The sequence below is a fragment of the Simiduia curdlanivorans genome (assembly GCF_030409605.1).
In the GTDB taxonomy this organism is placed as follows: domain Bacteria; phylum Pseudomonadota; class Gammaproteobacteria; order Pseudomonadales; family Cellvibrionaceae; genus Simiduia; species Simiduia curdlanivorans.
On sequence record NZ_JAUFQG010000004.1, the window covers coordinates 969139 to 994244 of the forward strand.

General features: G+C 49.6%; 31 protein-coding genes. 18 read left to right on the forward strand and 13 right to left on the reverse strand.

Features of this window, described 5'->3' with window-relative positions:
- Nucleotides 1-60: 60 nt before the first annotated feature.
- The 3 genes from QWY82_RS04510 to QWY82_RS04520 all read left to right on the forward strand — a co-directional run bounded on the left by QWY82_RS04510 (nt 61) and on the right by QWY82_RS04520 (nt 3305).
- Complete coding sequence (locus QWY82_RS04510; protein ID WP_290260284.1) at nt 61-2190, forward strand: molybdopterin-dependent oxidoreductase; 2130 nt, start codon at nt 61-63, stop codon at nt 2188-2190.
- A gap of 73 nt (nt 2191-2263) precedes the next feature.
- On the forward strand, nt 2264-2863 hold the full coding sequence (locus tag QWY82_RS04515) for a tRNA-uridine aminocarboxypropyltransferase (RefSeq protein ID WP_290260286.1): 600 nt from the start codon (nt 2264-2266) through the stop codon (nt 2861-2863).
- Nucleotides 2853-3305 (forward strand): GNAT family N-acetyltransferase, encoded by a 453-nt coding sequence (locus QWY82_RS04520; RefSeq protein ID WP_290260288.1) that lies wholly within the window; start codon nt 2853-2855, stop codon nt 3303-3305. Before QWY82_RS04515 ends, QWY82_RS04520 begins: the two co-directional genes overlap by 11 nt.
- 109 nt (nt 3306-3414) lie before the next feature.
- Here QWY82_RS04520 and QWY82_RS04525 read toward each other — a convergent pair whose 3' ends face one another.
- Nucleotides 3415-4077, reverse strand: coding sequence for a hypothetical protein (locus tag QWY82_RS04525; protein WP_290260291.1), 663 nt, complete (start codon nt 4075-4077; stop codon nt 3415-3417).
- Nucleotides 4078-4313: 236 nt separating this feature from the next.
- Between QWY82_RS04525 and QWY82_RS04530 the strand changes: the two genes are divergently transcribed.
- Nucleotides 4314-4655: a DUF6164 family protein gene (locus tag QWY82_RS04530; protein ID WP_290260293.1), complete on the forward strand. Its 342-nt coding sequence runs from the start codon at nt 4314-4316 to the stop codon at nt 4653-4655.
- Here QWY82_RS04530 and QWY82_RS04535 read toward each other — a convergent pair.
- Nucleotides 4616-5650, reverse strand: a complete 1035-nt coding sequence (locus QWY82_RS04535; RefSeq protein ID WP_290260295.1) for a metal-dependent hydrolase — start codon at nt 5648-5650, stop codon at nt 4616-4618. The two genes, QWY82_RS04530 and QWY82_RS04535, sit on opposite strands and share 40 nt — an antisense overlap.
- 156 nt (nt 5651-5806) lie before the next feature.
- Between QWY82_RS04535 and QWY82_RS04540 the strand changes: the two genes are divergently transcribed.
- The 4 genes from QWY82_RS04540 (at nt 5807) to QWY82_RS04555 (ending at nt 10288) form a co-directional block, all read left to right on the forward strand.
- Entirely contained in the window at nt 5807-7027 is a 1221-nt protein-coding gene (locus QWY82_RS04540; protein WP_290260297.1) for an ATP-binding protein, read from the forward strand.
- A 9-nt stretch (nt 7028-7036) separates the two neighbouring features.
- A complete protein-coding gene (locus QWY82_RS04545; RefSeq protein ID WP_290260298.1) occupies nt 7037-7864 on the forward strand; it encodes a mechanosensitive ion channel family protein in 828 nt (275 codons plus the stop codon).
- Nucleotides 7857-8342 (forward strand): MOSC domain-containing protein, encoded by a 486-nt coding sequence (locus tag QWY82_RS04550; RefSeq protein ID WP_290260299.1) that lies wholly within the window; start codon nt 7857-7859, stop codon nt 8340-8342. The genes QWY82_RS04545 and QWY82_RS04550 overlap by 8 nt, the downstream gene beginning before the upstream one ends.
- A gap of 71 nt (nt 8343-8413) precedes the next feature.
- Complete coding sequence (locus QWY82_RS04555) at nt 8414-10288, forward strand: propionyl-CoA synthetase (RefSeq protein ID WP_290260301.1); 1875 nt, start codon at nt 8414-8416, stop codon at nt 10286-10288.
- A 39-nt stretch (nt 10289-10327) separates the two neighbouring features.
- Here QWY82_RS04555 and QWY82_RS04560 read toward each other — a convergent pair whose 3' ends face one another.
- A complete protein-coding gene (locus QWY82_RS04560; RefSeq protein ID WP_290260302.1) occupies nt 10328-10987 on the reverse strand; it encodes an alpha/beta hydrolase in 660 nt (219 codons plus the stop codon).
- A gap of 37 nt (nt 10988-11024) precedes the next feature.
- Between QWY82_RS04560 and QWY82_RS04565 the strand changes: the two genes are divergently transcribed.
- From QWY82_RS04565 to QWY82_RS04595, 7 genes are all read left to right on the forward strand, one after another.
- A complete protein-coding gene (locus QWY82_RS04565) occupies nt 11025-12185 on the forward strand; it encodes a methyltransferase (protein ID WP_290260305.1) in 1161 nt (386 codons plus the stop codon).
- Between the two features lie 55 nt (nt 12186-12240).
- Nucleotides 12241-12975, forward strand: coding sequence for a hypothetical protein (locus tag QWY82_RS04570; RefSeq protein ID WP_290260307.1), 735 nt, complete (start codon nt 12241-12243; stop codon nt 12973-12975).
- A 102-nt stretch (nt 12976-13077) separates the two neighbouring features.
- Nucleotides 13078-13392 carry a hypothetical protein gene (locus QWY82_RS04575; RefSeq protein WP_290260309.1) on the forward strand — a complete coding sequence of 105 codons (315 nt, stop codon included), beginning with the start codon at nt 13078-13080 and terminating at the stop codon, nt 13390-13392.
- 19 nt (nt 13393-13411) lie between these two features.
- Nucleotides 13412-14101, forward strand: coding sequence for a helix-turn-helix transcriptional regulator (locus QWY82_RS04580; protein WP_290260311.1), 690 nt, complete (start codon nt 13412-13414; stop codon nt 14099-14101).
- Between the two features lie 126 nt (nt 14102-14227).
- Nucleotides 14228-14614, forward strand: coding sequence for an MAPEG family protein (locus QWY82_RS04585; protein ID WP_290260313.1), 387 nt, complete (start codon nt 14228-14230; stop codon nt 14612-14614).
- Nucleotides 14615-14640: 26 nt separating this feature from the next.
- Complete coding sequence (locus QWY82_RS04590) at nt 14641-15177, forward strand: DUF2058 domain-containing protein (protein ID WP_290260315.1); 537 nt, start codon at nt 14641-14643, stop codon at nt 15175-15177.
- Between the two features lie 5 nt (nt 15178-15182).
- The gene (locus tag QWY82_RS04595; RefSeq protein WP_290260316.1) at nt 15183-15731 is read left to right on the forward strand and encodes a DUF1415 domain-containing protein; all 549 of its coding nucleotides are present in this window, start codon (nt 15183-15185) and stop codon (nt 15729-15731) included.
- A 2-nt stretch (nt 15732-15733) separates the two neighbouring features.
- Here QWY82_RS04595 and QWY82_RS04600 read toward each other — a convergent pair whose 3' ends face one another.
- Nucleotides 15734-16435 (reverse strand): tRNA-uridine aminocarboxypropyltransferase, encoded by a 702-nt coding sequence (locus tag QWY82_RS04600; RefSeq protein ID WP_290260318.1) that lies wholly within the window; start codon nt 16433-16435, stop codon nt 15734-15736.
- 80 nt (nt 16436-16515) lie between these two features.
- On the opposite strand from QWY82_RS04600, the gene QWY82_RS04605 reads away from it, so the two are divergent.
- Entirely contained in the window at nt 16516-17406 is an 891-nt protein-coding gene (locus tag QWY82_RS04605; protein WP_290260320.1) for a DMT family transporter, read from the forward strand.
- Nucleotides 17407-17465: 59 nt separating this feature from the next.
- The gene (locus QWY82_RS04610) at nt 17466-18182 is read left to right on the forward strand and encodes a ZIP family metal transporter (protein WP_290260321.1); all 717 of its coding nucleotides are present in this window, start codon (nt 17466-17468) and stop codon (nt 18180-18182) included.
- Between the two features lie 13 nt (nt 18183-18195).
- Here the strand turns inward: QWY82_RS04610 and QWY82_RS04615 are convergent, their stop codons facing one another.
- The 9 genes from QWY82_RS04615 to pgi all read right to left on the reverse strand — a co-directional run bounded on the left by QWY82_RS04615 (nt 18196) and on the right by pgi (nt 24026).
- A complete protein-coding gene (locus QWY82_RS04615; RefSeq protein WP_290260323.1) occupies nt 18196-19131 on the reverse strand; it encodes a DMT family transporter in 936 nt (311 codons plus the stop codon).
- A 57-nt stretch (nt 19132-19188) separates the two neighbouring features.
- The gene (locus QWY82_RS04620; RefSeq protein ID WP_290260325.1) at nt 19189-19527 is read right to left on the reverse strand and encodes a tRNA-binding protein; all 339 of its coding nucleotides are present in this window, start codon (nt 19525-19527) and stop codon (nt 19189-19191) included.
- 56 nt (nt 19528-19583) lie between these two features.
- Nucleotides 19584-19805, reverse strand: coding sequence for a penicillin-binding protein (locus tag QWY82_RS04625; protein ID WP_290260327.1), 222 nt, complete (start codon nt 19803-19805; stop codon nt 19584-19586).
- 73 nt (nt 19806-19878) lie between these two features.
- Nucleotides 19879-20037, reverse strand: coding sequence for a YqaE/Pmp3 family membrane protein (locus QWY82_RS04630; protein ID WP_290260328.1), 159 nt, complete (start codon nt 20035-20037; stop codon nt 19879-19881).
- A gap of 91 nt (nt 20038-20128) precedes the next feature.
- Nucleotides 20129-20353: a DUF2798 domain-containing protein gene (locus QWY82_RS04635; protein ID WP_494338150.1), complete on the reverse strand. Its 225-nt coding sequence runs from the start codon at nt 20351-20353 to the stop codon at nt 20129-20131.
- A gap of 52 nt (nt 20354-20405) precedes the next feature.
- Complete coding sequence (locus tag QWY82_RS04640) at nt 20406-20879, reverse strand: hypothetical protein (RefSeq protein WP_290260330.1); 474 nt, start codon at nt 20877-20879, stop codon at nt 20406-20408.
- 144 nt (nt 20880-21023) lie between these two features.
- Nucleotides 21024-21401, reverse strand: a complete 378-nt coding sequence (locus QWY82_RS04645; protein ID WP_290260332.1) for a VOC family protein — start codon at nt 21399-21401, stop codon at nt 21024-21026.
- A 176-nt stretch (nt 21402-21577) separates the two neighbouring features.
- Nucleotides 21578-22330 carry an SDR family oxidoreductase gene (locus tag QWY82_RS04650; RefSeq protein WP_290260334.1) on the reverse strand — a complete coding sequence of 251 codons (753 nt, stop codon included), beginning with the start codon at nt 22328-22330 and terminating at the stop codon, nt 21578-21580.
- Between the two features lie 34 nt (nt 22331-22364).
- Nucleotides 22365-24026, reverse strand: coding sequence for a glucose-6-phosphate isomerase (gene pgi / locus QWY82_RS04655; protein ID WP_290260335.1), 1662 nt, complete (start codon nt 24024-24026; stop codon nt 22365-22367).
- Nucleotides 24027-24251: 225 nt separating this feature from the next.
- On the opposite strand from pgi, the gene QWY82_RS04660 reads away from it, so the two are divergent.
- Nucleotides 24252-25067: a mechanosensitive ion channel family protein gene (locus QWY82_RS04660; RefSeq protein WP_290260336.1), complete on the forward strand. Its 816-nt coding sequence runs from the start codon at nt 24252-24254 to the stop codon at nt 25065-25067.
- Nucleotides 25068-25106 lie beyond the last annotated feature (39 nt).

Consider the following 25106-nt stretch of genomic DNA (forward strand, 5'->3'; position numbering starts at 1 on the left):
GAATTGTGCGTCCATGCGGTTAATATGGGCATCAATGGATTGACGATTAGGCGAATAAGAATGAAGCAGACGCATCATCGCTCATGCCATTTGTGCGAAGCTATTTGTGGGTTAGTGATAGAAACTAGCGGCGAGCAAATTGTTTCAATCAAAGGCGACAAGGACGATGTCTTTAGTAAAGGTTACATTTGCCCTAAGGCTGTGGCGCTACAAGATATTCACACAGACCCAGACCGGGTTACCGAGCCGATGCGCAAAACTGCGGCGGGCTGGCAGCCCATCAGTTGGACCGAGGCGATTCAGCTTGCCGCTGAAAAGTTATGCCAGGTGCAATCGAGCTTTGGCGACGATGCGGTGGGCATTTATGCTGGCAACCCGTCCATTCACTCCTACGGCATTTGGCTCTATTCCGGCCACACCACGCGCGCGTTAAAAACCAAGAATCGCTACTCTGCCACCTCAGTCGACCAGCTGCCGCACCATGTGGTGGCGCTATTGTCCTTCGGCCACTGGTTGCGCATTCCCGTGGTCGATATCGATCGCTGTCAATGGCTGCTGATGTTGGGGGCTAATCCTCTTGCCTCAAACGGTAGCGTGATGACGGCGCCCGATATGCCTAATCGCCTGAAACGCCTAAAGGCGCGGGGGGGGAAGTTAGTGGTGGTAGATCCGCGGCGCACCGAAACGGCGAAAATAGCCGATCAATATTTAGCGATGCCACCGGGCAAAGACGTCTATTTACTCCTAGCAATGCTGCAGCACTTGCTGGCTCAGGGCTGGCAAAAGCTCGGTCGATTCGAGGGCTTAGTCGATGGCCTAGCGCAGGTAGCAGAGGCAGTAGCAGCCATCACGCCCGAGCTTGCCGAACAGCAAACCGGCATTAGTGCTCAGACCATTAAACAGTTAACCGCAGAGCTGGTGGCCGAGCCCAAAGCCGCTGTTTACGGGCGCATGGGTGTCTCCACCCAAGAGCACGGTAGCTTGTGCCAGTGGGCTATTCAGCTGTTAAATTTACTGACCGGGCATGTGGATGAAGTGGGCGGGCTAATGTTGAGTAACCCGGCCATTGATCCCGCGGGGCCCGGCTCTAACCCCCAGGGCTTCGATCGGCATCGCTCGCGCGTGCGCGGGCTGCCGGAATTTGCCGGTGAATACCCCAGCGCGACACTCGCGGAGGAAATACTGACACCGGGTGCAGGGCAGATCAAAGCGCTGTTGACCATCGCTGGCAACCCCGTGCTCTCGACGCCGAACGGCCGGCAGTTAGATCAGGCCTTGGGCCAGCTCGATTTTATGGTGGCAATAGATTTTTATATTAACGAAACCACCCGTCATGCGGATCTCATTTTGCCGCCGGTCTCGCCCTTAGAGCGGGGCCATTACGATTATATTTTTCATGCGCTGGGGGTTTATAACACCAGCCGTTTCTCCGCGCCTATTTTTGCTAAACCGGCCAAGGGTAAGCACGACTGGGAAATTTTTGTCGAGCTTGGCGATGCGATTCGCACCCTCAAGGGGCTGCCTTCGAAACCTACTATCAGCCCAGAACAAGCCTTAGACATGATGCTGCAGCAAGGCGCGCATAAACTCGATTTAGCCACCTTGGAGCAACACCCCAGCGGTGTTGACTTAGGGCCACACCTGCCGCGTATGGCGGCTTTGTACAGCGAAGACAATCCGGTGCGCTTGGCTCCCGGACAGTTTATTCAAGCCGTGCGAGATTTGAAACTCGAGCTGCCAGACGATAACACCTTAACCTTGATCGGCCGCCGACACATGCGCTCGAATAACTCCTGGATGCACAACTACCATCGCCTAGTGAAGGGCAAGCGCCGCGATCATTTGCTCATGCACCCCAGTGACATGCAGGCACGTAATATTGCAGCAGAAGCCAAGGTGGTGATAAAAAGCCGCGTGGGTAGTGTTACGGCAATCGCGCAAGTGTGTGAAGAGCTATTACCCGGAGTGGTGAGCTTGCCCCATGGTTTTGGTCACAACAGGTTGGCCACTAAACTGCATATCGCCGAACAACATGCGGGTGTTAGCGCCAATGATTTAACGGATGATCAGTATATTGATACTATCTCCGGTAACGCAGCTGTGAATGGCGTAAAAGTTGAGGTTTGCGCTGTTAAATCAGCGCCCAAGTCAAAAACACCTGAGCCATGCACAGTTGAGCTTTCCGATTAGCTAGCGGGCGTTTGATTCTCTCTGCTGTTAGATCAGGGAGAATCATTTATCTGACTCACAAGGTGGCATGGCTATGCCCAGTAAAAGAAACCTGTGTCAGGCGTGTCAGCTGCCGACGCCGGGCTGCATTTGTGCTACCGCAGATGTGATACCAAGTGCCCTGAAAATTTCTGTGTTACAACATCCTGACGAGCAGAGGCATCCAAAAAACACCTTGAGATTGGCGCAACTATGCCTGCCAAATTTGAGCGTATATGTGGGTGAAACGCCGGTAGACTTTGCCGTTATAGCGAAAAAATGCGCGGCACCTGAGGTTAAGCCCTGTGTCATTTTCCCAGCGCAAAGGAGCGATGCACTGGAAACTGTAGCTAGACACCAGTTTAATCACCTGATCTTTATCGACGCGACCTGGCGCAAAGCCTTCAAGATTTGGAGCATTAATCACTGGCTGCAGGCCTTACCCTGCTATCATTTTACTCAGGCGCCAGCGAGCCAGTACCACCTGCGTAAAACCACGCGCGCAAAGGGCCTATCGAGCCTTGAAGCGATAGCCTACGGCTTGAGCTTGATCGACCCTGTGGATGTGGCGCCTTTGTACGCCACGCAACAGGCATGGATGGATCAAAAACGGGCGCTGATGCCCAAGGAAATTCAAAAGCGCTATGAACCTTGAGCAATTGAGTTTTGTGCGACGGCAGGGGCTCGATCTACCGCTCGCCAATCAATTCTATAAGCGCGTTGATAAGCGCCTTAAAGCCCGCGCCGATGAGATTGTTTGGCAGGCCTATTTAGACGACGGACAGGCGATTGCGGCTTTGCGCTTGCGTACACTTGTGTCCGGCGAGCACCTAGTTACTGGCGTGTTGGTGGACCCAGATTGGCGCTGTCGCGGCGTGGCACATGCACTATTGCAGGCGGCGCGAATCGATTTTAGTCGCAATTACACCTATCTTTTTTGCGAGCCTCAGTTGGCGCCTTTGTATACCAAGGTAGGTTTTGCACAGGTGCAAAAAAGTGACATGCCAGACCCGCTTATTGGTCGCTGGCAGGCCTATCAGCGCAAAACGCCCGAACTGGTTGCCATGTGTTATCGATTGTCGGCGAGCCCGACCTGAGTAAAGGGCTGGCATTGACGGCCAGGGAACTTGCTAAGGCTGCCGCCAAATTAAAAAAGCGAATGGAAACCCGACTCAGAGGGGCGTGAACCCCTCTGAGGCCTAGCCATTATTCTGCGGCTTGGGCATGGGTAATGTCGATTGCGACGGCATTTGTGACGCTGATCACAACCGCGTCACCAACAGCAGAGCGCTGCAAATTGTCTGGGTTATGCGCTGTAAACTCTTGCAGTTCACCTTCGGCATTTTTCAAAATAAACGTGTTTTCTTCAAGATTTATGGCTTCCACCATGAACACTTCTACATCGGTGCGCGTCATAGCGCCAGCGGGGGTTTCACCCTCTTCGGCGCGAGCGGCGGCGGCCAGCGTGGCGCCACCAGCTTCCAAGCCTTCGCCGTCAACGACTTCGATGCTAATGTTTTCAAAAAAGGTCAAGGTGATCAGATCGCCAACGGCAACTTGATCAAGGTTTCTCGCGGCGTCACCCACAGTAAACGCTCGCTCTTCACCGTTTTCCAGTTCGAGCACAACATCGCGACTAGCGTGATCGATTGAGACAACGCGGGCGCTAACCTGAGCTTCTCTCGATTGCACGATGAATGGTTTTTCCTCTGCTACCTCAGGAGCTGGAGCTGGAGCTGGAGCAGCGGGCGCGACCACTTCTGGTGTCGTTATAACCGGTTCTTCAGCGGACTTATCTTGATTGCAACCGACCAGCGCGAACAAGGCGAAAATAGCGGATATTCTAGTTAAACGTCCTAATGTATTCATAACAATGTCCTGTAACCTATACAATTATTTTTGTGGTTTGGGTGTACTAACGGTGTCCATTAAGCCATAAACATGGGTTAATAACGATAGCGACCACTCGTTTTTGAGGCAAAGCAAACCCGCGCCAGACGCATTTAATCGCTATTGAGTTGCAGAGATACGACAGTGTTCGCAGAAATTGCAAACACAGATGACGCAACCGAGAATATAAACGCTATCAAGGGTATTGAGTACCAATGGCTATACTACTTTTCAAGCTTCACCATGTGCCCTACGAAGAGGCGGTGGAAGTGCGTCGAGTCTTGGATGACGCAGGCATTGAGTACTATGAAACCACGGCCGGTAATTGGGGGGTATCGCTAGCGGCCATTTGGTTGGCAGACGAACGTGACCTTGCCAGGGCGAAACAGCTGCTGGCGGAATTTCAATCCGGGTGGTTGGCGCAGCATCAACAGGCCATCACCGAGCCCTTCGTTCAGCGTCTGCTGCGCCAACCATTCAAATCTATTTGCGCCCTAATTGCTGCGGCTGCAATTCTCTATCTATCCATCGCGCCTTTCACTGGCGCTTGGTCATGACCGAATAACAATCCGAAAAATTTGGCGCGCTGTGCAGGCCCCGTATCGCGCTCGGTAAAATAGATGACATGCTGTCGCTCGTCGGCGTTGGGGTCTAAGGTAATGCCCCACAGCGGTTTGATTTGGTTTGGTACAAGGGAGTAGCGGGCATCGATAATGCGGTTGGCATCGCTGTTATCAATGGCGAGATAGCCATTGGAAAACCAATGAAAGCGCGCAATATCTTTGGCCTGTTGAGAGTGCTCTAGCAGCCATGGAAAATCTGCCCCAACATTTAACTTCTTGGCTTTTTCGCCGGCCACATACTCGGTGGTATGAAGTACCCGCACGGCGTCCACATAAAAGTAATCTTCGGTTTCGTAGACGATTTTCCAAAGCCATAAATTGGCAAAGGTAGGCTTGGCTTCGAGGTTAATCGGCTCGTGATTGCGCTGTTGTGCCATAGCCCAGCCCGCGGCTTCGGCCCGATCGCGCTGCACGATGCCGAGCGACAGATAAGCTAGAGCCCAAACCAAACCGACCTGCGCGAAGCCTGGGCGCCGCTTGAGGCAGCCGAGATAAATAAATACCAGCAAAGGAAGCGTAAACAGCGGGTCTATCACCGAGACATTGTTCCAGGCCACTCGTACACTCGACAAGGGCCAAAATAACTGGGTGCCAAAGGTGGTGCAGGCGTCTAGCAATGCGTGTGTGGCATAACCTAAGGTAGAAAAAACAATACTGAGCTTAAGGTTAAGTTGAAACCGCCTACCTAAAATAGCATGCAGTACCAAGCCGCAGATCAGGCCACCGACCGGAATAAAAAACAAGGAGTGGGTGAACTGGCGGTGAAACTCCAAAAATAATAAGGGGTCGGTGGATGATCGAATTAATACATCGAGATCGGGAGCCATACCGGCTAGTGCGCCCACCACCGTTGCGCCAATTATCTTCTGACGCTGGGCTACAGCTTGGGGCAGGGTAGCGCCTAAAACGCCTTGAGTGATTGGGTCCATAGAAAGCTATCCAATTCTATCTAATAATATGAAATTATTGCGCGCTGCCTATTTGATGCGCTTTGGCCGTGGCCAATCTGCTATCTTGTATCGAGCGTCAGTGTAAACCAATCAGCAAAAATATAGTGACTGTGTTACCGGCAATAGGAGCCTAGGTTGTTCAATAATCTCAAATCAGCATGGAAAACCGGCCAACAGTTTGTTGTTTCCCTATTGGGCAGCGCTGGTCGATCTACCGACAATGAGGAAGATGCGCAATCAGGCGCGGCACTGTCGCCGCAAACTATCTTACGTAAGCGCGAGGATTTAGCTGCACAGATGCCAAGCGCCGTTGTTGCGGCCTATAGCAATGAACCCCTCGAGCCGCAAGATCCGCGCTTTGTCGGCCGAGAAGAAGAGCTTGCCCGGCTGATTGATGCCTTGGAAGACTGGCGCAATGGTAGGGCTAGTTTAACGGCTATCACCGCACCCCATGGGGCCGGAATAACGAGTCTGCTTAATCAAGTGCGCAGCAAAATTCTATCGACGGAAACCTTGAGTTATTTAAGCTTGGCCAAACGCCCCTGCTCGGCAGCAGAAGCTTTGCGCTTTATTAATAGTATCTTTGAATTCGAGCAAGCACCCGAAAGTGTCGCTGAGATGGTGCTGGCTATTAAAAACAGTCCGCCCAGAGTGATCATTATTGACGACGGTCACATGCTGCTCTCGCGCAAGATGGGCAATATGGCCGCCGTGCAAACCATCGGTGCGATTTTGGTGGCTACTCAGCATTGCCATTGCTGGATAGTTGGATGTGCCAAGCAAGCTTGGCGGCGACTCTCATTTCTCTATCAAAGTGATCGCTTTTTCAATCGCATTATTGAGCTGGACTATTTTAGTGCCAGTGAGATGAGTGAAATGATTGAGCGCCGCTTCTACGGTTTGGGTTTCGAGTGGTGTGAGCGCCTCGAGCTGGAGAAGGATAAACCAGATCCAATGCCTGTCCGATTTAAACAATTGCACGATCTTTCTAATGGCCTGCCCGAAATGGCGTTCTTTTTTCTCTTATTCGCCATGGAAAAGGAACCAGATGCCGACGCGTTTCGGCTTAGCGAATTCTCTCACTTAGATACCAGTGTGATTAAAAGCTGTAGTGAAGAAGAGTTGTTTAGTTTGGCTGAGATTTTTGTCCACGGTGTGATGGCGCATGTCGATCACGAAACACTTTTTCGAATAAGCCCAGAGCAAAGTGTGCTGCGCCTAGAACGATTGTGCCGAGCCGGCATACTGCACCGAATCGCCACGGATGAACATTACACGAGTAATAGCTATTACATTTCGCCCATACTTGCACAGGCGATGGTGTCACATCTCGTGCTCAGCAATAGACTCTATTAAGGAGCTCTCGTGGAACAAACTGAAGAAATTCAAACCACATTAAACGTCATTCTAGAAATTTTTTCCTTAGAAAAAATTGCCGCTATCGCATTGTTGTTTTTTACAGCTTGGTTGTTTCTGACCCTGTTTCAAATAGTGTTATTGCGGCTTATTGCACAGTTTCCCCGTTACCGATTGTTGCTGAATCGCATTTACCCCATAACCCGCGTTGTGCTGTGGGGTAGCACAGTGGTTTACGCCATTGTCGGTATTATTGCGCCCCACGAAAGTGTGCTATTTGCAGTACTGGGTTCGGCCGGCTTGGCCATTGGTTTGGCTGCGCAAGAACCCATTAAAAATATGGTGGCGGGCTTGATCATTATGATTAACCCGCCCTATCGCGTCGGCGACATGGTCACCCTCGCGGGTCATTACGGCGAGGTAGTAAAGCTAGAGTGGAGCGTAACTTGGCTGCGCACCTTTGACGACAACACTATCATGGTACCGAATGCGGAGGCGCTTAAAGGCGCGGTATCCAACTCCAATAGTGGTGCACTGGATGAGCAAATTTCAGTTAGCTTTATGTTGCCGGCTCATGCCGATCATATGTTAGCCATGCGTTTAGCACACGAAGCTACCCTGTGCTCGCCTTTTACCTTTCTTAAAAAACCAATCGCGATCAATCTTGAGTCGGCACTTGAATGGGGCAATCCGGTAATAAAAGTCACTGTAAAAGCCTATGTGCTAGATGTCCGTCTAGAGAAAAAATTTGCTACAGATATTAATGTTCGGGTGCTGGATGCTTATAAAACAGCAGGCCTTATGCCGGTTCAATTTGTTGCATTAAATCGTGCTTGAAACAGGCTTAGGGCAGTTGTTGCAAACGCTGCCTCAACAGGGCCGCGTGCAATGGTTGGCGGTTCGGCCAGAGCGGCGAGCGGCTATGCTAATTGTCGACAGTGTGATGGCCGAAGCCGGCAAAGGGCTAGTTGGCGATCGCTACAAAAGCATCAACGGCAAGCGCCAAGTGACGCTGATTCAGGCGGAGCATTTACCAGCGATTGCATCAATGGTTGGCTTTAGCCAATTAGATCCCGCGCGCTTGCGAAGAAATATCGTGGTAAAGGGCATTAATCTTCTAGCGCTAAAAGATAAATTGTTTCAAATTGGCGGGGCGGTATTTCAGGGTAGTGGTTTGGCTCATCCCTGCTCGCGCATGGAGGAAATACTTGGCCCCGGTGGTTATAACGCGATGCGTGGTCATGGAGGTATTACTGCAATGGTTCATAAAAGCGGTATTATTCGACTTCATGATAGCGTGATCTATAGACCTTAGTTGCATCGACTAAGGTCTGGGTTGTTCCTCAATGCAAGCCTCATATACTGTTTGTATACATGAGGTGATGTATGAGCTATCGACAGGAATATCAAAAATCTCTTTCTAATCCTGAGGCATTTTGGCGCGAACAAGCTCGCGCTTTAACGTGGCATAGAGCGCCGAAGATTATCTTAGAAAAAGATCAAAGCGGCATCGATCGTTGGTTTGTCGATGGCGAAATGAATAGCTGTTATCTAGCTCTCGATGTACATATTGAGCAAGGTTATGGCGATCAAATAGCGCTTTACTATGATTCCCCGGTAACCGGTACCAAGCAATCTTTCACCTATAACCAATTGCGCGATGAGGTCGCACATTGCGCCGGCGCTCTGATTAGTCTCGGCGTAAGCCAAGGCGATCGGGTCATTATCTACATGCCAATGATTCCACAAGCAGCAATTGCCATGTTAGCTTGCGCGCGCATTGGGGCGATACACTCGGTGGTGTTTGGTGGCTTCTCGGCCACCGAATTGGCCATACGTATTGACGATGCGCAGCCGAAAGTTATTCTAACTGCCAGTTGCGGTTTAGAGATCGATAAAGTTATTGCGTACAAGCCTATGTTAGATCAGGCCATTCTTTTAGCGACCCATAAACCCACGCATTGTTTAGTCTATCAGCGCTCGATTGCACCTGCAGAACTCGTGCCCGATCGAGATATCGATTGGCAAGGCGCACTAAAAAATGCAACGCCCGCCGATTGTGTGGCCGTGAAGGCGACAGATCCGCTCTATATTCTTTACACCTCTGGTACCACAGGCAAACCAAAAGGCGTCGTGCGCGACAACGGCGGTCATGCGGTTGCAATGCATTACAGTATGCGCGCCGTCTATAACATGCAGCGCGGTGATGTATTTTGGGCAGCGTCGGATGTCGGCTGGGTGGTAGGGCATTCGTATATCGTTTACGCGCCACTTATCGCTGGTGTGACAACCGTCCTCTATGAAGGTAAACCTGTACGTACACCGGATGCCGGCGCATTTTGGCGTGTTATAGAGGAATATCAAGTGCGTGCAATTTTTGCTGCGCCAACAGCATTTCGGGCAATTAAAAAAGCTGACCCAGAATCCACACTACTTAATCCGTATAATATATCGAGTTTAAAAACTGTTTTTATGGCGGGTGAACGCTTAGATCCTCCCACCTATCATTGGATTAAAAATTTACTAGGCTTACCAGTAATCGATCACTGGTGGCAGACGGAAACGGGCTGGGCAATTTGTGCAAATCTTATGGGTATAGAAGTCATGCCAGTTAAAGCGGGCTCTGCGACACTGCCGGTACCAGGCTTTGATGTGCAGATTTTAGATGTTAGTGGCCAGCAAGTTGGAGCTCAAGAGCAGGGCAGCGTAGCGATAAAATTACCTTTGCCGCCAGGCTGTCTTTCGACTATTTGGGGTGATGTTGAACGTTTTAAGCAATCCTATCTATCAGTTTTTCCTGGCTACTATGTGTCGGGCGACGGTGGCTATAAAGATGAGGATGGTTATGTGTACGTTATGGGGCGTACCGATGACGTGATTAACGTTGCTGGACATCGACTCTCCACCGGAGAAATGGAGGAGATTATCGCCGCACACAATGCTGTCGCCGAATGCGCTGTGGTGGGAATTGAATGCGATTTAAAAGGCCAGCAACCGGTTGGTTTAGTAATACTGAAAGATGGCCAAACAATAAGTAGTATCCAACTTGAAGCTGAACTAGTCGCGACAGTAAGAGAAAAAATTGGTGCAGTGGCTTGTTTAAAAACCGTTAAAGTTGTTCGGCAGCTACCCAAAACACGCAGTGGAAAAATCTTGAGAAAATTAATTCGACAAATTGCCGACGGAGAAAATTATTTGCTCCCGTCGACAATCGATGATCCTGCCAGCGTAAAATATATTATTGAAGCGTTTCAGCGCTAATAAAGATTTACGGGTTTATGCGCTTGATTTGCGTAAGCCCTAGCTCAGCAACGCTTGTAATACCTTAGAAATATCTTGTACCTCTTCTAAGCAGACTTCGTGGCCCATCGGGTATCGGTTGTAGTTCGGTTTTAAACCTTTTTCTTTCAATACCCGTCTTGCTTCTACGCCCATTGCCTCGGGCACCACAGTGTCTTGACTCCCATGAAAAAGATGCACAGGTATTTTCGCATTCGAGGCATGAACTTGTACGCTGCGCCACGTGGCGAAGTAGGTGGAAAGTGCCAGTAAGCCCGCGAGTGGTTGCTGAAAGCTAAGGCCGCAGTGATAAACCACCGCGCCGCCTTGGGAAAAGCCGGCCAGAATAATGCGTTGGCTGGGAATGCCGCGGCTAATTTCTCGCTCGATAAGTGCGCTAATGGCGTCACTCGATCGTTGAATTTGAGCCTCGTCAATCTTACGCTCGAAATCCATTTCTAAAATATCGTACCAAGCTGGCATCACATAGCCGCCGTTGATGGTGACGGGAATTTCCGGTGCGTGGGGGAAAATAAACCGGATTGCCAGACTAGCGGGTAGCTGCAAATGGGGCACTAAGGATTCAAAATCATGGCCGCTAGCGCCCAGTCCATGTAACCAAATAACCGCTGCATTGGGCTTTTCACCGGTTTCTACCGTAATGTGAGGCAGATAATTCATTTATACTGTCCTGAGTTTCTTCAAAAAGATGATCAACATGGTTAATGATAACGGCTTTTCCACTAGCTTTGGAGCATTTACGCTCTCGCGCTGGTCTCGCACGAATACGCCCAGCGAACAAAATCTACAGGCCTGGGATGCGGCAGACGAGTTGTTGCTCGAGCATTTGGCGCAAGTCAGCTTGCCAGAGAGTGCCAGGGTGTTGATTCTCAATGATCAATCTGGTGCTTTAGTGACGACTTTGGCGGCTGCAAAGGCGCCCGGCTGTAGTGTGCAGTTTGCTACGGATTCTTATCTTTCAACTCAGGCTGCGCAAAAAAATGTAACTGCCAACGGTGGCGACGTTACGCAAGTCACTTGGCTTAATAGTCTCGATCGGGCACAGGGTTCAATAGATGTGCTTTTGATTAAGCTACCGAAGAACCTGAGTCTGTTGGAGGATCAGCTCTATCGCTATCGCGATCAGTTAAACCCGCATACAAAAATTATAGCCGCCGGCATGGTTAAGCATATGGCAGCGGGTGTATTTAAGCTCTTCGAAGATATTCTTGGGGCAACGAAAACCTCGCTGGCCAAAAAGAAGGCGCGGTTAATTTTTTGCGAACTCGATAAAACCCAGTGGTTGCCAGCACCAGATCTGAATACACACTATGTGTTGGAAAATACCAATTATCAAATTACCAACTATCCCAATGTGTTTTCCCGCGAATCGCTGGATATTGGCACCCGATTTTTCTTGCAGCATTTTCCGAAAAAAATGCAGGTTGAAAAAATTGCGGATATCGGTTGTGGCAATGGCATTCTCGGCTTAGTGGCAACGGGCAAGTACCCAGAGGCGACTGTCGATTTTTACGATGAGTCCTACATGGCTGTGGCCTGTGCCGAGCAAAACTTTACCCGTGCCTGGCCGGATAGAATGGCAAGCTTTCGCACCGATGACGGCATGTCAAATGCATTGCCCGATAGTTACCAGTTGATAGTGTGTAATCCACCCTTTCATCAACACAATGTGGTTGGTGATTTCGTTGCTCTGCAAATGTTTCGCGATGCGAAATCAGCCTTGCAGCAGGGCGGTGAGTTCTGGCTGGTGGGCAATCGCCATTTGCCCTACAAGGACCACATCAAGCATCTCTTTGGTAACAGTATGGTGGTGGCGAGCAACCAAAAATTTGTGGTGTTAAAGGCGATTAAACGTTGAGAGATAACATATAAGCAGCTGTTAAGGACCAGAAAAATGTGTGGAGTTTGATGTTATGAAGCCCTGCCCTAAGTGCCAGTATATACGCCAAGCCAAAGATGCATCGGTACACCCGGATATTTGCCCCGCCTGTGGTATCGCCATGAATAAATGGCGGCCGCGGCCAATTGTAAATGACGACAGTGATGCCGTTATTGTGCCGGAACAACGGACGAGCCTGCGCGAGCATTTTATGCAGTTACCGAATCGTGTGGATAGCGGCAGCTTGTGGGGGCGGGGCGTTATTTGGTTGGGTTTAAGCTGTTGGGCCTTTTGGTTCTTGTTCAATGGCATTGACTGGCAGGTGATCGGCGGCTCGTTTATGCACAATATCAACCTGCCTTTTCATGAGTTTGGCCACGTTTTATTTATGCCTTTTGGTCGATTTATGGCCATTTTGGGTGGCAGCTTGTTTCAAATTTTGTTGCCGCTGGGTTTATGTATCGGTTTTAGTTTTTTTCACAATGACAACTTTGCTGCCAGCGTCACGCTTTGGTGGTGTGGCCAAAGCTTCGTCGATCTTGCCCCCTATATTGCCGATGCTGAATACCGACTCTTGCCCTTAGTTGGCGGTGGCGGTGAGGAGTCTCATGATTGGGGCAATCTCCTAACCTGGATGAACATGGTGGATTCGGCCCATACCATCGCCCGCGCCAGTTTTGTCATCGGTGGTGTGATTATGATGCTTGCGCTGGCCTGGGGTTTTCAATTGCTGCGTAAACAAAAAGCACTCGAAGCTCAAGGCTACTGACATAACGCTGTCAGTAGGGCAGTAGTAAGATGGCCTCACAAGTGCGCACTTGTTCCATTTATCAATCGCGCGAAAACCGCGTGCTCACACAAGGACAAGGTCATGAGTGATGTTATTGAAATAGTACAGTTTGAAACCAAAAAAGGCGTTCAAGCCACAGATTTTATCCGTGCAGCCGAGCCCATCGGTAGCTGGGTGATGGCGCAACCTGGCTTTCGCTATCGAAGCCTATCGCAAGATGAACAGGGGCTATGGCGCGACGTGGTGTATTGGAGCTCTATGGAAAATGCTAAAAAAGCGAGTGATGCTTTCATGCGCGATAATGCGCAATCTGACTTTATGGTGATGATTGAGGAATCGAGCCTAGTCATGAACCATAGCCGCGTTATGCAATCCCAAATGGCGGAATGTAGTTAGCCTTAGGCTATATCCTGTTATGAGAAAAGCTGAGCGCCTGTTTCAAATTATTACCTTATTGCGAGGCAGGCGCACAGTGATTACCGCTGAGCAGTTGGCGCTGGTGCTGGAAATATCCACTCGTACCCTGTATCGAGATATACAGGCATTACAACTCTCGGGTGTTCCCATCGAAGGCGAGGCCGGTGTTGGCTATCGGTTGCGGGCTGGTTTTGATTTACCGCCGCTGATGTTCACATCGGATGAAATGTTAGCGCTACTCGTGGGCGCGCGCATGGTGCGAGCTTTTACCGATCGGGAATTGGCGCAAGCCGCTGAAGCGGCGGAAATTAAGATCCGAGCAATACTGCCAGACAAGCTCATTCAGCGCGCCAATCAGCAACCCTACTGTATCCCCATTGTTGGCGAGGATGATCACTTTCGGTGTATACACCTCATTCTGCGCAATGGCTGCGAACAAAAACGCGCAGTGACTATCGACTACCTTAGCCTTAAATCAGCTAACACCCAGCGCTGTGTCTATCCCCTAGCGATTATTGGCTGGCGGCAAAGCTGGATGTTGTTGGCTTGGTGTGAGTTGCGCCAAGCCTATCGCAATTTTCGTATGGACCGGATAACACAGGCTAGCTTGCTCGATCAGACCTTTAGCACGGGGCCTGAACTCAGTTTGCGGCATTATCTACGCTCCGAGTTGCAAATGGATCATTGAGCCTAGCCGCACAATGTATTGAACGAGAGGGTAGCTGGCGAGCTTGCACCAAGGCGTGTTTCCGCACCAAGCGAATAAGCCCAAAAAGCTGTTATTCTTGTACTTCAGACTTATCTGGAGCGCCTTATGTCCATCGCTATTATTTGCCTCATTGCTGCTGCCGCACTTATTTATGTCACTAAAATCCCGGTCGCCATTGCTATGGCCAAGCTGGACGGAAATTACGATAATAGCCACCCGCGAGCCCAACAGAGTCGGTTAACGGGTTTTGGCGCCCGGGCTATGGGTGCGCACCAGAATGCCATAGAGGCATTTCCGCTATTTGCCGCTGGTGTGCTGGTGGCACTATGGGCCAACGCGCCTCAAGCGTCGGTGGATAATCTCTGTATTGTGTTTATTGCTGCACGTGTTATTTACATGTGCCTGTACTGGTTAAATTGGGACAAGTTGCGTTCTACCATCTGGGCTATTGGTCTAATGTGCAGCTTTTGGTTAATGGCCCTAGCGCTTTAACGTCACCTCTTATTTTTGGAACGACTATGACTTCGCTACAAGATCAACTGCTAAAAGCAGGCCTTATCGACGGCAAAAAAGCTAAGCAAATTGGCAAAGATAAACGCAAGCAAAACAAAGTGGCGAAAAAGTCTTCTCAGCCTCAGGTGGATGAAACCAAGTTAGCGGTAGAGCAAGCGCGCGCTGAAAAGGTCGCCAAAGATCGCGAGTTAAATGCCGAGAGAAATGCCCTAGCCCAACAAAAGGCCATTGCCGCGCAAATCAAGCAGTTGATTGCCAACAACAAGCAGCCAAAAGGCGGCGGCGATATTGCGTATAATTTTACCTTTGAGAAAAAGATTAAGAAGATCTACGTCTCGGCCGAGGTGCAATCGCATCTCATCGCCGGGCGATTGGTGATTGCCGGTATAGACGATAAATTTGAATTGGTGCCGCGGGTGATTGCCGAAAAAATTACCGAGCGCAACCCCGCTATGATCATTCAGCCGCCGGTGCAAAGTGAGCCGGATTTAGAAGATGATCCCTATGCGGACTATAAAATCCCCGATGACCTCATGTGGTAACACCTGTGAATAACACGCAAAGCCCCGTGATTACGGCAACGCAACAATGGTTAGCCGATGTGGTTATTGGTTTGAATCTATGCCCGTTTGCGCGCAAGCCGCAGCGCGCGAACCTCATTAGATTTACCGAGAGCCGTGCCAGCTCCGAACAGGCGTTGTTGGCCGAATTGCTAACCGAGCTGGAATACCTAGATGCAACCCACGCCGAACAACTAGAAACCACGCTCTTGATTATTCCAAATTTTTTACAGGACTTTGTCGATTACAATCAATTTCTTGATTTGGCCGATTGGTTATTAGAGCGTCATGATTACGAGGGTGTCTATCAATTGGCCACCTTTCATCCGCATTATCAATTTGCCGGCACGCGCGCCGACGACGCGGAAAATCTCACCAATCGTGCGCCCTACCCAATACTACATTTAATTCGCGAAGACAGCATCGAGCGAGTATTGGAGAACTATCCAGACCCTGAGGCGATACCGGAGAACAATATTCGGGCAGTGCAAAGTTTAACGCCTGAGCAGCGTAAAAAGTTATTTCCCTATGTGTAATGCTACAGAGTGAATGAGTCCACGGCTCTATTCTGTCGCATGGCGGCGTAGTGCAGGTTAAACACGGAAAAATAATCGAACAATAACTGGCTTGAGGCTAGTTGATTGGATATGGCCAAGGCTAAGGCGGCTGCCTCTGCAGTGCATAAATAATTATCAAATGCCGCTATTCTGCTCGAGTAGCGCGCTCTTTCCGCAGGGTCCAAATTCAGCGCCGGAATAGTCTGCAACCAAGGGCTGAGGTTGAACATGCGTCGGCCTTGCTTCCAGGTACCGTCTAATAAAATAAACGTCAGTAGTTTATTGCTCGCAGGCGGTTCGCTATAGACCTCGCGCCCCTCGCTTTCATCCGCGGGAAATATAATACAGCACTGCCGCTCTGGATCTTGCAGCAGGGTTAAGAGTGCTTGTGGCGGCGTGAGTCTGTCCCAACAAAACGCGTGAGTTTGTTTTGGGAAACAATCGGCAATCAGCCTGCCTGTGTTGGTTGGTTTAAACAATTCATCGCGGTGCAAAATAAGCACGAATTCGGCGTCAATCTGGCCCTCAGGGCGAAAAGTACAGATGCAGTGTGAGCTCTTCAACTGACAGCGCGTGCAGCGTATGGCGAGAATCCCTCTGGCCTTGTAGTCGCGAGTCGATGTCGCCATGACCTCGGCGCGCAAGCTCTGGTAGGCATTCATTGGTGCTATGGTTGATGACATAAATAAAGCTATTGGGTTGGAAACGGCATTGTAACCAGAGGCCGTGGTATGCTGCCAGCTCAAAACCAGCTGAGTAAACTATGGGCATTCGTATATTACTGATGACGGCCTTGGCGTTAGGTTTCTTTGCCGCTAATTCCGTGCTTTGTCGTATGGCGCTGGGCGATGGAAATAGCGACCCTTATGCCTTTACGATTTTGCGTTTGACTTCCGGCGCACTAACGTTGCTTGTTCTCTATGCTGGGTTGCAATATCGCTCGGCTAAAAAGCAAGGCGCTGTCAATTTATGGCAAGCAACAGTTGGTGCGGGAAGTTGGTGCGGCGGGTTGAGCCTATTTGTTTATGCGCTGTGCTTTTCATGGGCTTATCTCGAGCTCGAAACCGGTACGGGTGCGTTACTACTGTTTGGTGCAGTGCAAATCACGCTGATTATCTCGACTCTCTGGCGCGGCAATAGGTTGCGCCCGCAGGAATGGGTGGGTCTCTTGATGGCGTTTAGTGGCTTGGTTTATTTGATGTGGCCAAATTTACAAACGCCCGCTTGGAAGGCGTTGGTGGCAATGACTTTGTCCGGATTGGCATGGGGCCTCTACACACTAGTTGGCCAAAAGACCCGCTTGCCTCTTGTCGCTACCATGGGCAATTTTATTCGCAGCTTAGCTTTTTGTGCATTGCTTGTAGCCATTGCATTTGCGCACATGCAAATAAGCCCTAAAGGCATTTACTTGGCGCTTCTATCGGGTGCGCTTGCCTCCGGCCTTGGCTATGCCATTTGGTACAGCGCATTGGCCGGTTTGTCGGCAATACAGGCTGGTGTGGTACAACTTCTAGTGCCCATTTTAGCGGCTATAGGCGGCGCTCTATTCGTGTTCGAACCTATTGAGCTGAGATTGATCATCGCCTCAATCTGGGTGCTGGGGGGCATATTTTTTGTTTTGATGGCAAAAACTAAAATGAAGAGCATCGTCTAGCGTAAAAGCTGTAAAAAATAGTAAACATTATAAAAGGACGAATAGTTAAAGGAGATTCAATGGACACCACGCTGTTGACGTTGCTCGGGATGAGTTTGGCAGCAGGCATCGCGATGCCGATAGGGGCCATAGCGGCGCGCTTTGAACATATCCAAGCGCAATGGTTGGAATCTGAATTTCGCCACGGTGTTATCGCATTCGGTGGCGGTGCACTATTGAGTGCTGTGGCACTGATTCTGGTGCCGGAGGGAATGGCCGAGGTAAGCAGCTCCACTGCCGCAACCTGTTTGTTGTTAGGCGGGCTTTTATTGATGGGGCTAGAGCGTTGGCTCGATAAACATAAAACTTCTGCCGGTCAAATGTTGGCCATGATGTCGGATTTTATTCCAGAATCTATTGCCTTGGGCGCGATGATTGCGATGGGTGGTGAAGGCGTCGCGCTATTAGTATTGCTTATGGCACTGCAAAATTTACCGGAAGGCTTTAACGCCTACCGCGAGTTAAAGGAACACTCGAATCTTTCGGCTCAAACAATCATTACCTTATTCTCTATCATGGCCTTGTCCGGTCCGTTGGCGGCTTGGATGGGCTACACCCTGCTCGCCGATCAAGCAACGACACTAGCCGTCATTATGCTGGTTGCGGCCGGTGGTATTCTCTACTCAGTTTTTAGCGACATAGCTCCACAGGCAAAGTTGGAAAATCATCGCTTGCCGCCTATGGGGGCGGTGCTGGGCTTTACCGTTGGCGTGGTGGGGCAAATGCTTATTCAGTGATTGAGCCACTGGCTTAGCGCCGTTGGTATTTAACCAACAACACTAGGCCAGCTATTAATATCACTAGGCCGATCAGCGCCGAATGAGTGGGGAAACCTGCGTTCAAAAACAACATGCCGCCCGCGAGTGCGAAAATAACTTCTCCTGCCTGGGTTGCATCTATGGCGGCAAGCTCTGAGGTATTGGTCGCCTTTTGCCGCGCGTGCAAGAAAATCCCGGTTGCGATAACACCCGATAGCAGTGCTACAAGTCCGGTATTGAAAACCTGCGATAGACTAGGTGCTGGCGGTTGAATGAAGCTGCCGACGATTAGCCATAGCGGTACCGAGCCTAGTGACAGTAGAAAGACTTTTACTAGAGCGTTATCGAGCAAAGGAGAGTCAATTTTCGGAATTCTAGGGTTCTGCCCGCGCTTCGCTTCCCACACCATTTGATTACCGAGTGGATAGCAAAAGGCGGCGATGAGTACGGGTACGCCGCCAGATAAAAGAGTGGCGATATCTATATGTTCCGTATGGGAAAGATTGACCAGGCAAACACCGGTAAAAATGAAGCCGGAAAATAGCCATACTCGCCTAGGAATTTTATTGCCGAAAAACCAGTAGACAAACAGACTGGCTACTACGGTAAATTGCCAGGTAGCGGTGACAACCCAGGCTGGAGAAAAGTCGGCGGCATAGCAGATCAACAGATAGAATAAGCCAAACCCGAGACTGCCACTCAAGAGCCAAAAAGCCCAATGTTGTCGAAACAGTGCAATGAGCTCCAAAAATTGGCGCGTGCCGCCTTGATAAAACAACCAGGCTGAAAGAAAAATAACGGTAAAGAAATAGCGTAGAGAGGCCGACCAAAACCAATGGCCGCCAGCAAGGCTCATCACCTCGTTGAGAATAAAGGTGCTGCTAAAAAAGGCGGCGGCTAACAGCCCTAATAAAATTAATCTAAGCACTTTGTTGGCGGCCTACAACAAAGCGCGAAAAGTGTCGGAACAGATTTTCAATGAGGCTCAAGCGAGTCTAGTGCCATTCGGAACCGCGCCGTCTGGCACCGCTAAAACGACGGCGCCGTCTTCGCGGTGAAAGCCGGTTACTAAGCACTCGGACATTATTGGGCCAATTTGTTTGGCGGGAAAATTAACCACGGCCATTACCTGTTTGCCGAGCAAGTTATCTTTGCTATAGATGGTAGTGATTTGAGCGCTCGATTTTTTGATGCCGATACTCGAACCGAAATCAACGTGCAAAATATAGGCAGGCCTCTTTGCTTTAGGAAAATCCTGTACCTCAACAATAGTGCCGATGCGCAACTCAACCTTTTCGAAATCTTGCCAGCTGATGGTATCCATAGCGCTTCCGCCTAGTGTTGGGACTGTTTGCCAAGTATTGGTTCAGCTATTAAGCATTAGTAGCTGGAATTGGGTGTGCTTTCTGGGTTTATCTCGCCGTAAACCTCTTCTGGGTCTACATCATTCAGGAGCAGAACCTCTCGTACCGCTTCAATGTGTTCGAGTACTGACTCAGCGCGGTCACCGTATTCATATTTAGTCACTTCAATAGCCTTGGGCATATAGGTAAAGGCAATTTTAAGCGCATTCAGAGCGGAATCTGAAATTCTTTCCGACATAGTATCTCGCCTGATTTTTTGTAAATCACATCAGTTGCTGCGTTTATAACGATTCAACTAAATGTATAGGTTGTTAGCGCGTAATTAACCAAAGTGCATGCAAAATGCCGGGTAGGTAGAAAAATAAACACAGCACGATATTGATAATAAGATCCTTACCGGCTTTATGCTTTAGAAATACGGCAAGTGGTGGTAGCAGGATGGCGATTAAAATCAGAACAAGCTTGTTCATCGTAGTTCCTAAAAGTAGAAGTGATTACTTAATATCCTAAATGTCAAGACAAACTAGGCGCAACATCTGATTCTGTCAAGCTCAACACCAATCAGTCTTCAACCACCCAAGCCACCAGTCGCCGCACTAGGGGTGAAACCGCAATTACGGCAGGAAAAGCGATAACAAAAGCAAAGGCCCAAGCCTTTAGCCAAATGAGAAGGATATTATGCACCAAGCCTACATTAAACAAGCTGATAACGAATGACATTAGGCAGGACATCAATAGCGCCATGAAAAACGAGAAGACGTAGGGGGTAAATCGCTTAGGAATCAATATAGTTACTCGTAAAAGAGAGGGAATATTATCGTCAGTTAACCGGACGGACTTAAAAGCCTGTTGGGCTTAATGCGCGGCGTAAATCCAGTGCCGTTAGTTCACAAAACTCTGAAAGTTCATTTACCACGCCGAGTCGAATAGCCGCAGCGGCATTGGTGTCTTTTAGGGCGATGATGTCAGCTTCAAGAAAACTGCGCAGTTGATGGACTTCATTGGCGTGACTAGCTAATTGGTCCAAGCTGTCTGATTCTGCGCTGGCGCTAATAACCAATTGATTGGCGATTTCTAGGTGGGCTAACGATACTTTCAACTTAGTTAAAACTTTGACAGTTTCTGTTTCGTAGTCAGGTTTCTCTAGGGCTGTGTTGATAGCCGCATCTGCGCTCCTAATGGCGCTAGCCAAAGTGGGTGCAAGTAGCTCTGCTAAGGGAGATGGCTTTAGTGTCGCAGTTTCTACTTTTGGGTTGCAGGCACAAAGTAGTGTGAGAAGTGCCGCCATGCCCAGGCTAGTAAAATATTTCATATGAATTTATGGTTTGAGTTAATGGTAAAGAACTACAAAAATTTCATCGGGTTGCTGAGTCTAGCGATAGCGTTGGTACACTGTCGTTAGATTCAACGGCCAGTGGCTTATCCAGCCACAATCTTGGCTGGAAATTGTGTTAATTTACTTCTGCGAATGCAAGCCAAAAATGTTTCCTTCTGTATCCACCGCCAGCGTACAGAAACCATATTCACCGATAGACATTTTCGATTGCTGAATCTTTCCGCCCGCAGGCTGAACTTTGGCTTCTTCTGTCGCACAATCATCGCAAGAAAAGTACACAATGGTGCTATTCCCGCCAGCTGGGAATCCATCCATTTTTACAAGCGCACCTGAGGCGCCGTAGCTTTCGAAATCCGATGCGAAAGACCACATGTCTATATTTGAGTCGGTCGGGTCACTGAGTTGTACCAATTCTACGCCAAAGACTTTTTGGTAAAAGGCTTTGGCGCGGTTAATGTCGTTAACGTAGATTTCAAACCAGCCTATGGGGTTGTTCATTGCCTAGTCCTTTATTCTGCGGAGGGGAGACACAGTATAGTATTGGAGAATTTTTTTGCCGAACACAGGGCGCAGCTATGAACGATCCAATAATAGGGTGTGCCTGGTTAGGGTTGAGTTAGGTACAGTGGTGGATATAGAAGAGAAATTAAGCAATAAATACGATGCCCCTCTTCTTATAAGCCACCAGCGGCGTCGATAAAACTGCCAGTTACGTATGAAGCCTGTTCCGATGCTAGCCAAAAAATCGCCAGCGCCACCTCTTCAGGCTGGCCGCCTCTTAGCATTGGTATGTTTGATTTCAGGCGTGTGACACGATCGGCCTCGCCGCCGGATGCATGCATATCGGTATAAATAAGCGCAGGGCGAACCCCGTTAACCCTTATGCCCTCGCTGGCAACTTCTAGCGCAAGACCTCTCGTCAGCGTATCGACAGCGCCCTTGGACGCAGCATAATCAATATATTCATTAGGCGAGCCCGTTCTAGCAGCGAGTGAAGAAACATTGACGATAGCGCCGCCCGTGCCGCCGTGGCGGCTAGACATTCGCTTAACGGCTTCTTTGCAGCACAGAAAGCAACTCAATAGATTGGTTCGCAGCACATGACTAAATCGCGCTTCAGAAATATCTTCCAGCCTGCACTGGGTGCTCAATATCGCCGCATTGTTGACTAAAACGGTAATGCGGCCTAGTTCGGCGTCAATTCTACCAAAGAGTTTGCTAACATCCTCTGCGTTTGACACATCCGCTTTAACGCTTATGCAGCGACCGCCCCGCTGCACAATATGCTGTTCAATCTGTTCTGCCGCGGCGCTATTCGATAAATAGTTGATGCATACCGCGTAGCCGCGTTCGGCAAATAACATCGCAGTTGCGGCGCCTATGCCTCGGCTAGCGCCGGTAATCAGAGCGATTTTTTGAGCTGTCATTTAGCTGCCTTTCGTCTCCTGTTAGCAATAGGGTTCAACTTGCTTGCGGGTTTGCCGATTTATACAGTGCTATTAACGCATTGGTGGACGGATCGAATTTTTCGATGTCCGCCTGTGTAACTAATGCTGGGTGAATTTCACTGCACAGTTGCTTGCCTAACTCGACGCCCCATTGATCAAATGCGTTGATTCCCCAGATAACCGATTGTACGAAGACTTTATGTTCGTAAAGTGCAATCAGTGCGCCGAGGGTTTCCGGGTTCAGGCTATTAACAACGAGGGTGTTGCTGGGTCTGTTGCCGGGCATGACCTTATGGTGTGCGAGTTGTTTTGCTTCGGCAGCGCTGTAACCCATGGCCTTGAACTCCGCCGCTGCTTGCGTTTCATTTTTTCCGAGCATGAGTGCCCGGCTTTGGCTTAAGCAGTTGGCAAAGAGTTGTGAGTGGTGTTGGCCTAAAGGGTTATGGGAGGTGAGTGAAACAATGAAATCCGCCGGCACAAAGCGGGTGCCTTGGTGTAACAGTTGGTGAAAAGAATGTTGGCCATTGGTGCCCACCTCGCCCCAAATCACCGGGCCTGTGTGGTGCTCTAAATAGCCGCCATGTAAGTAGGCGCCTTTGCCGTTGCTTTCCATATCGAGCTGTTGAATATATTTCGTAAAGGCATTGAGATAGTGGTCGTAGGCTAAGATCGCCTGTGACTCAGCGCCCCAAAAATTGATATACCAAACCCCCAGCATGGCCATGATCACTGGCATATTTTCTGTAAGGGGTGCGCTGGCAAAGTGTTCGTCCATAGCTGCGGCGCCGGCGCGCAAGGCATTAAAATGATCCATGCCGCAGGCGAGGGCAATGGGCAAGCCGATAGCAGACCAAAGTGAATAGCGACCACCCACCCAATCCCACATGGGGAAGATATTGTTGGCATCTATGCCGAAGGCCTTTACCTTTTCAAGGTTCACACTAACGGCAACAAAATGTTTTGCTACGGCGGCCTCATCCGCTAGGCTCGATAGCAACCATTGGCGAGCGGAATTGGCATTGGTGAGTGTTTCGGTGGTGGTAAAGGTTTTTGACGCCACAATAAACAAGGTGCGCGCTGGGCTTAATTCTTTTAGCGTTTCGCTCAGGTCGGAGGCATCCACATTGGAGACAAAGTGCACGCGTAGACCTGGCTTATGAAAGGGCGTTAATGCCTGAGTAACCATGTTTGGGCCCAGGTCTGAGCCGCCTATGCCGATGTTCACCACATCGGTGATGGTCTCGCCCGTGAAGCCTTGCCATTGCCCCGAATGCACGGCAGCTACGAACTCCGTCATTTGCGCGATCACGGCATCAACGTCGCGCAGATGTTCGGGCAGTTCACCTAGCTGCGAGCGCAGCGCCACGTGCAGCACTTGGCGTTTCTCGGTGCTGTTAATGGTTTCACCCCGGTACATGGCCTTGACCCGCTCAGCTAGGCCGCGCTCTTTGGCTAGTTGGGCAAGGAGCGTCAGGCCGACATCATCTATGCGGTTCTTGGCGAAATCTAGGTGGATGCCTGCAGCTTTTAAACTGTATTTTTCAGCCCGCGCTGAATCCTGTGTAAATAAATCTGCGATGGGTTGATTTGAGATGGCCTTTTGATGAGCGGCGAGCGCCGACCAGCTCGGTGCCTGATTAGGGGCCTTTGCATCGGGGTTGGTTGAATTTGTCATGGGCTCTCCCTTTTGGCCTGCTAAACTCTGTGACTTATTTAACGTATAAGAAAATGTTGTGCTTGTGGATATTTATCAAGCCTAGCCAGTGAGTGGCACCTGATTGATGGTACCCGATTAATAGTACCCGATTAATAGTACCCGAGATGTTCGCCGCAAACAGCAAGGCGTGTGATTATTTAATACAATCGGCTTTTCGATCATGACAGAGGCAAGGGAACGACCATGGAAAGTGAACTCGAACAGATGACAGAAGTCTATAAAATGGCGACTGAGTTTTTAGTGAACTACAGCTTTCAGATCATTGGCGCCGTTATCATTCTGCTAATCGGGCTTTTCGTCGCCAGTAAAATTGGCAAGATAGTCCAGCGCTTGTGTTTGGCAAAAAATATTGATGTCACGCTAAGTCATTTTATTGGCAGCACGGTCAAGATTATTGTGATTGCCATGGTGGCCATTGTAGCGCTAGGTAAGCTCGGTATCAGTGTGACGCCGTTTGTGGCGGCCATAGGCGCATTAACCTTTGGTATATCGCTGGCTGCGCAGGGCTTAATTGCCAACTACGGCGCGGGTTTCAACATTATTATTGGCCGTCCCTTTGTGGTTGGCGATACCATTTCCGTTTGTGGCGTGAGTGGCCAAGTGACGCAAGTGAAACTGGGTTTAACCAAATTGGTAAATGAAGACAATATCACCATCACAATTCCCAACAAGCATATCATTGGCGAAATATTGCACAATTCAAACGCCTATACCTTGGTGGAGGCGTCGGTGGGCATCGCCTATGGCTCTGATCTAGACGCCGCATTAGCTGTGATTGACGCGGCGATCAAAAGCGTAAACACCATGCCCGAAGACATAAGCCCCCTAGTTGGCATAGAGAGTTTTGGCGATAGCAGTGTCAATATTGGCTATCGTTACAAGGTGCACACGGAAAAATTATTTCTATCGAAATTTGCTGTGAATAAAGCGATTTTTGCTGCGCTTAAGCAACACAATATTGAAATACCCTTCCCACAGCGCGAAGTGAAAATGTTGTAAACGCCTGTGAGCGAGGAAAACCAGATAGGAAGGATAGGA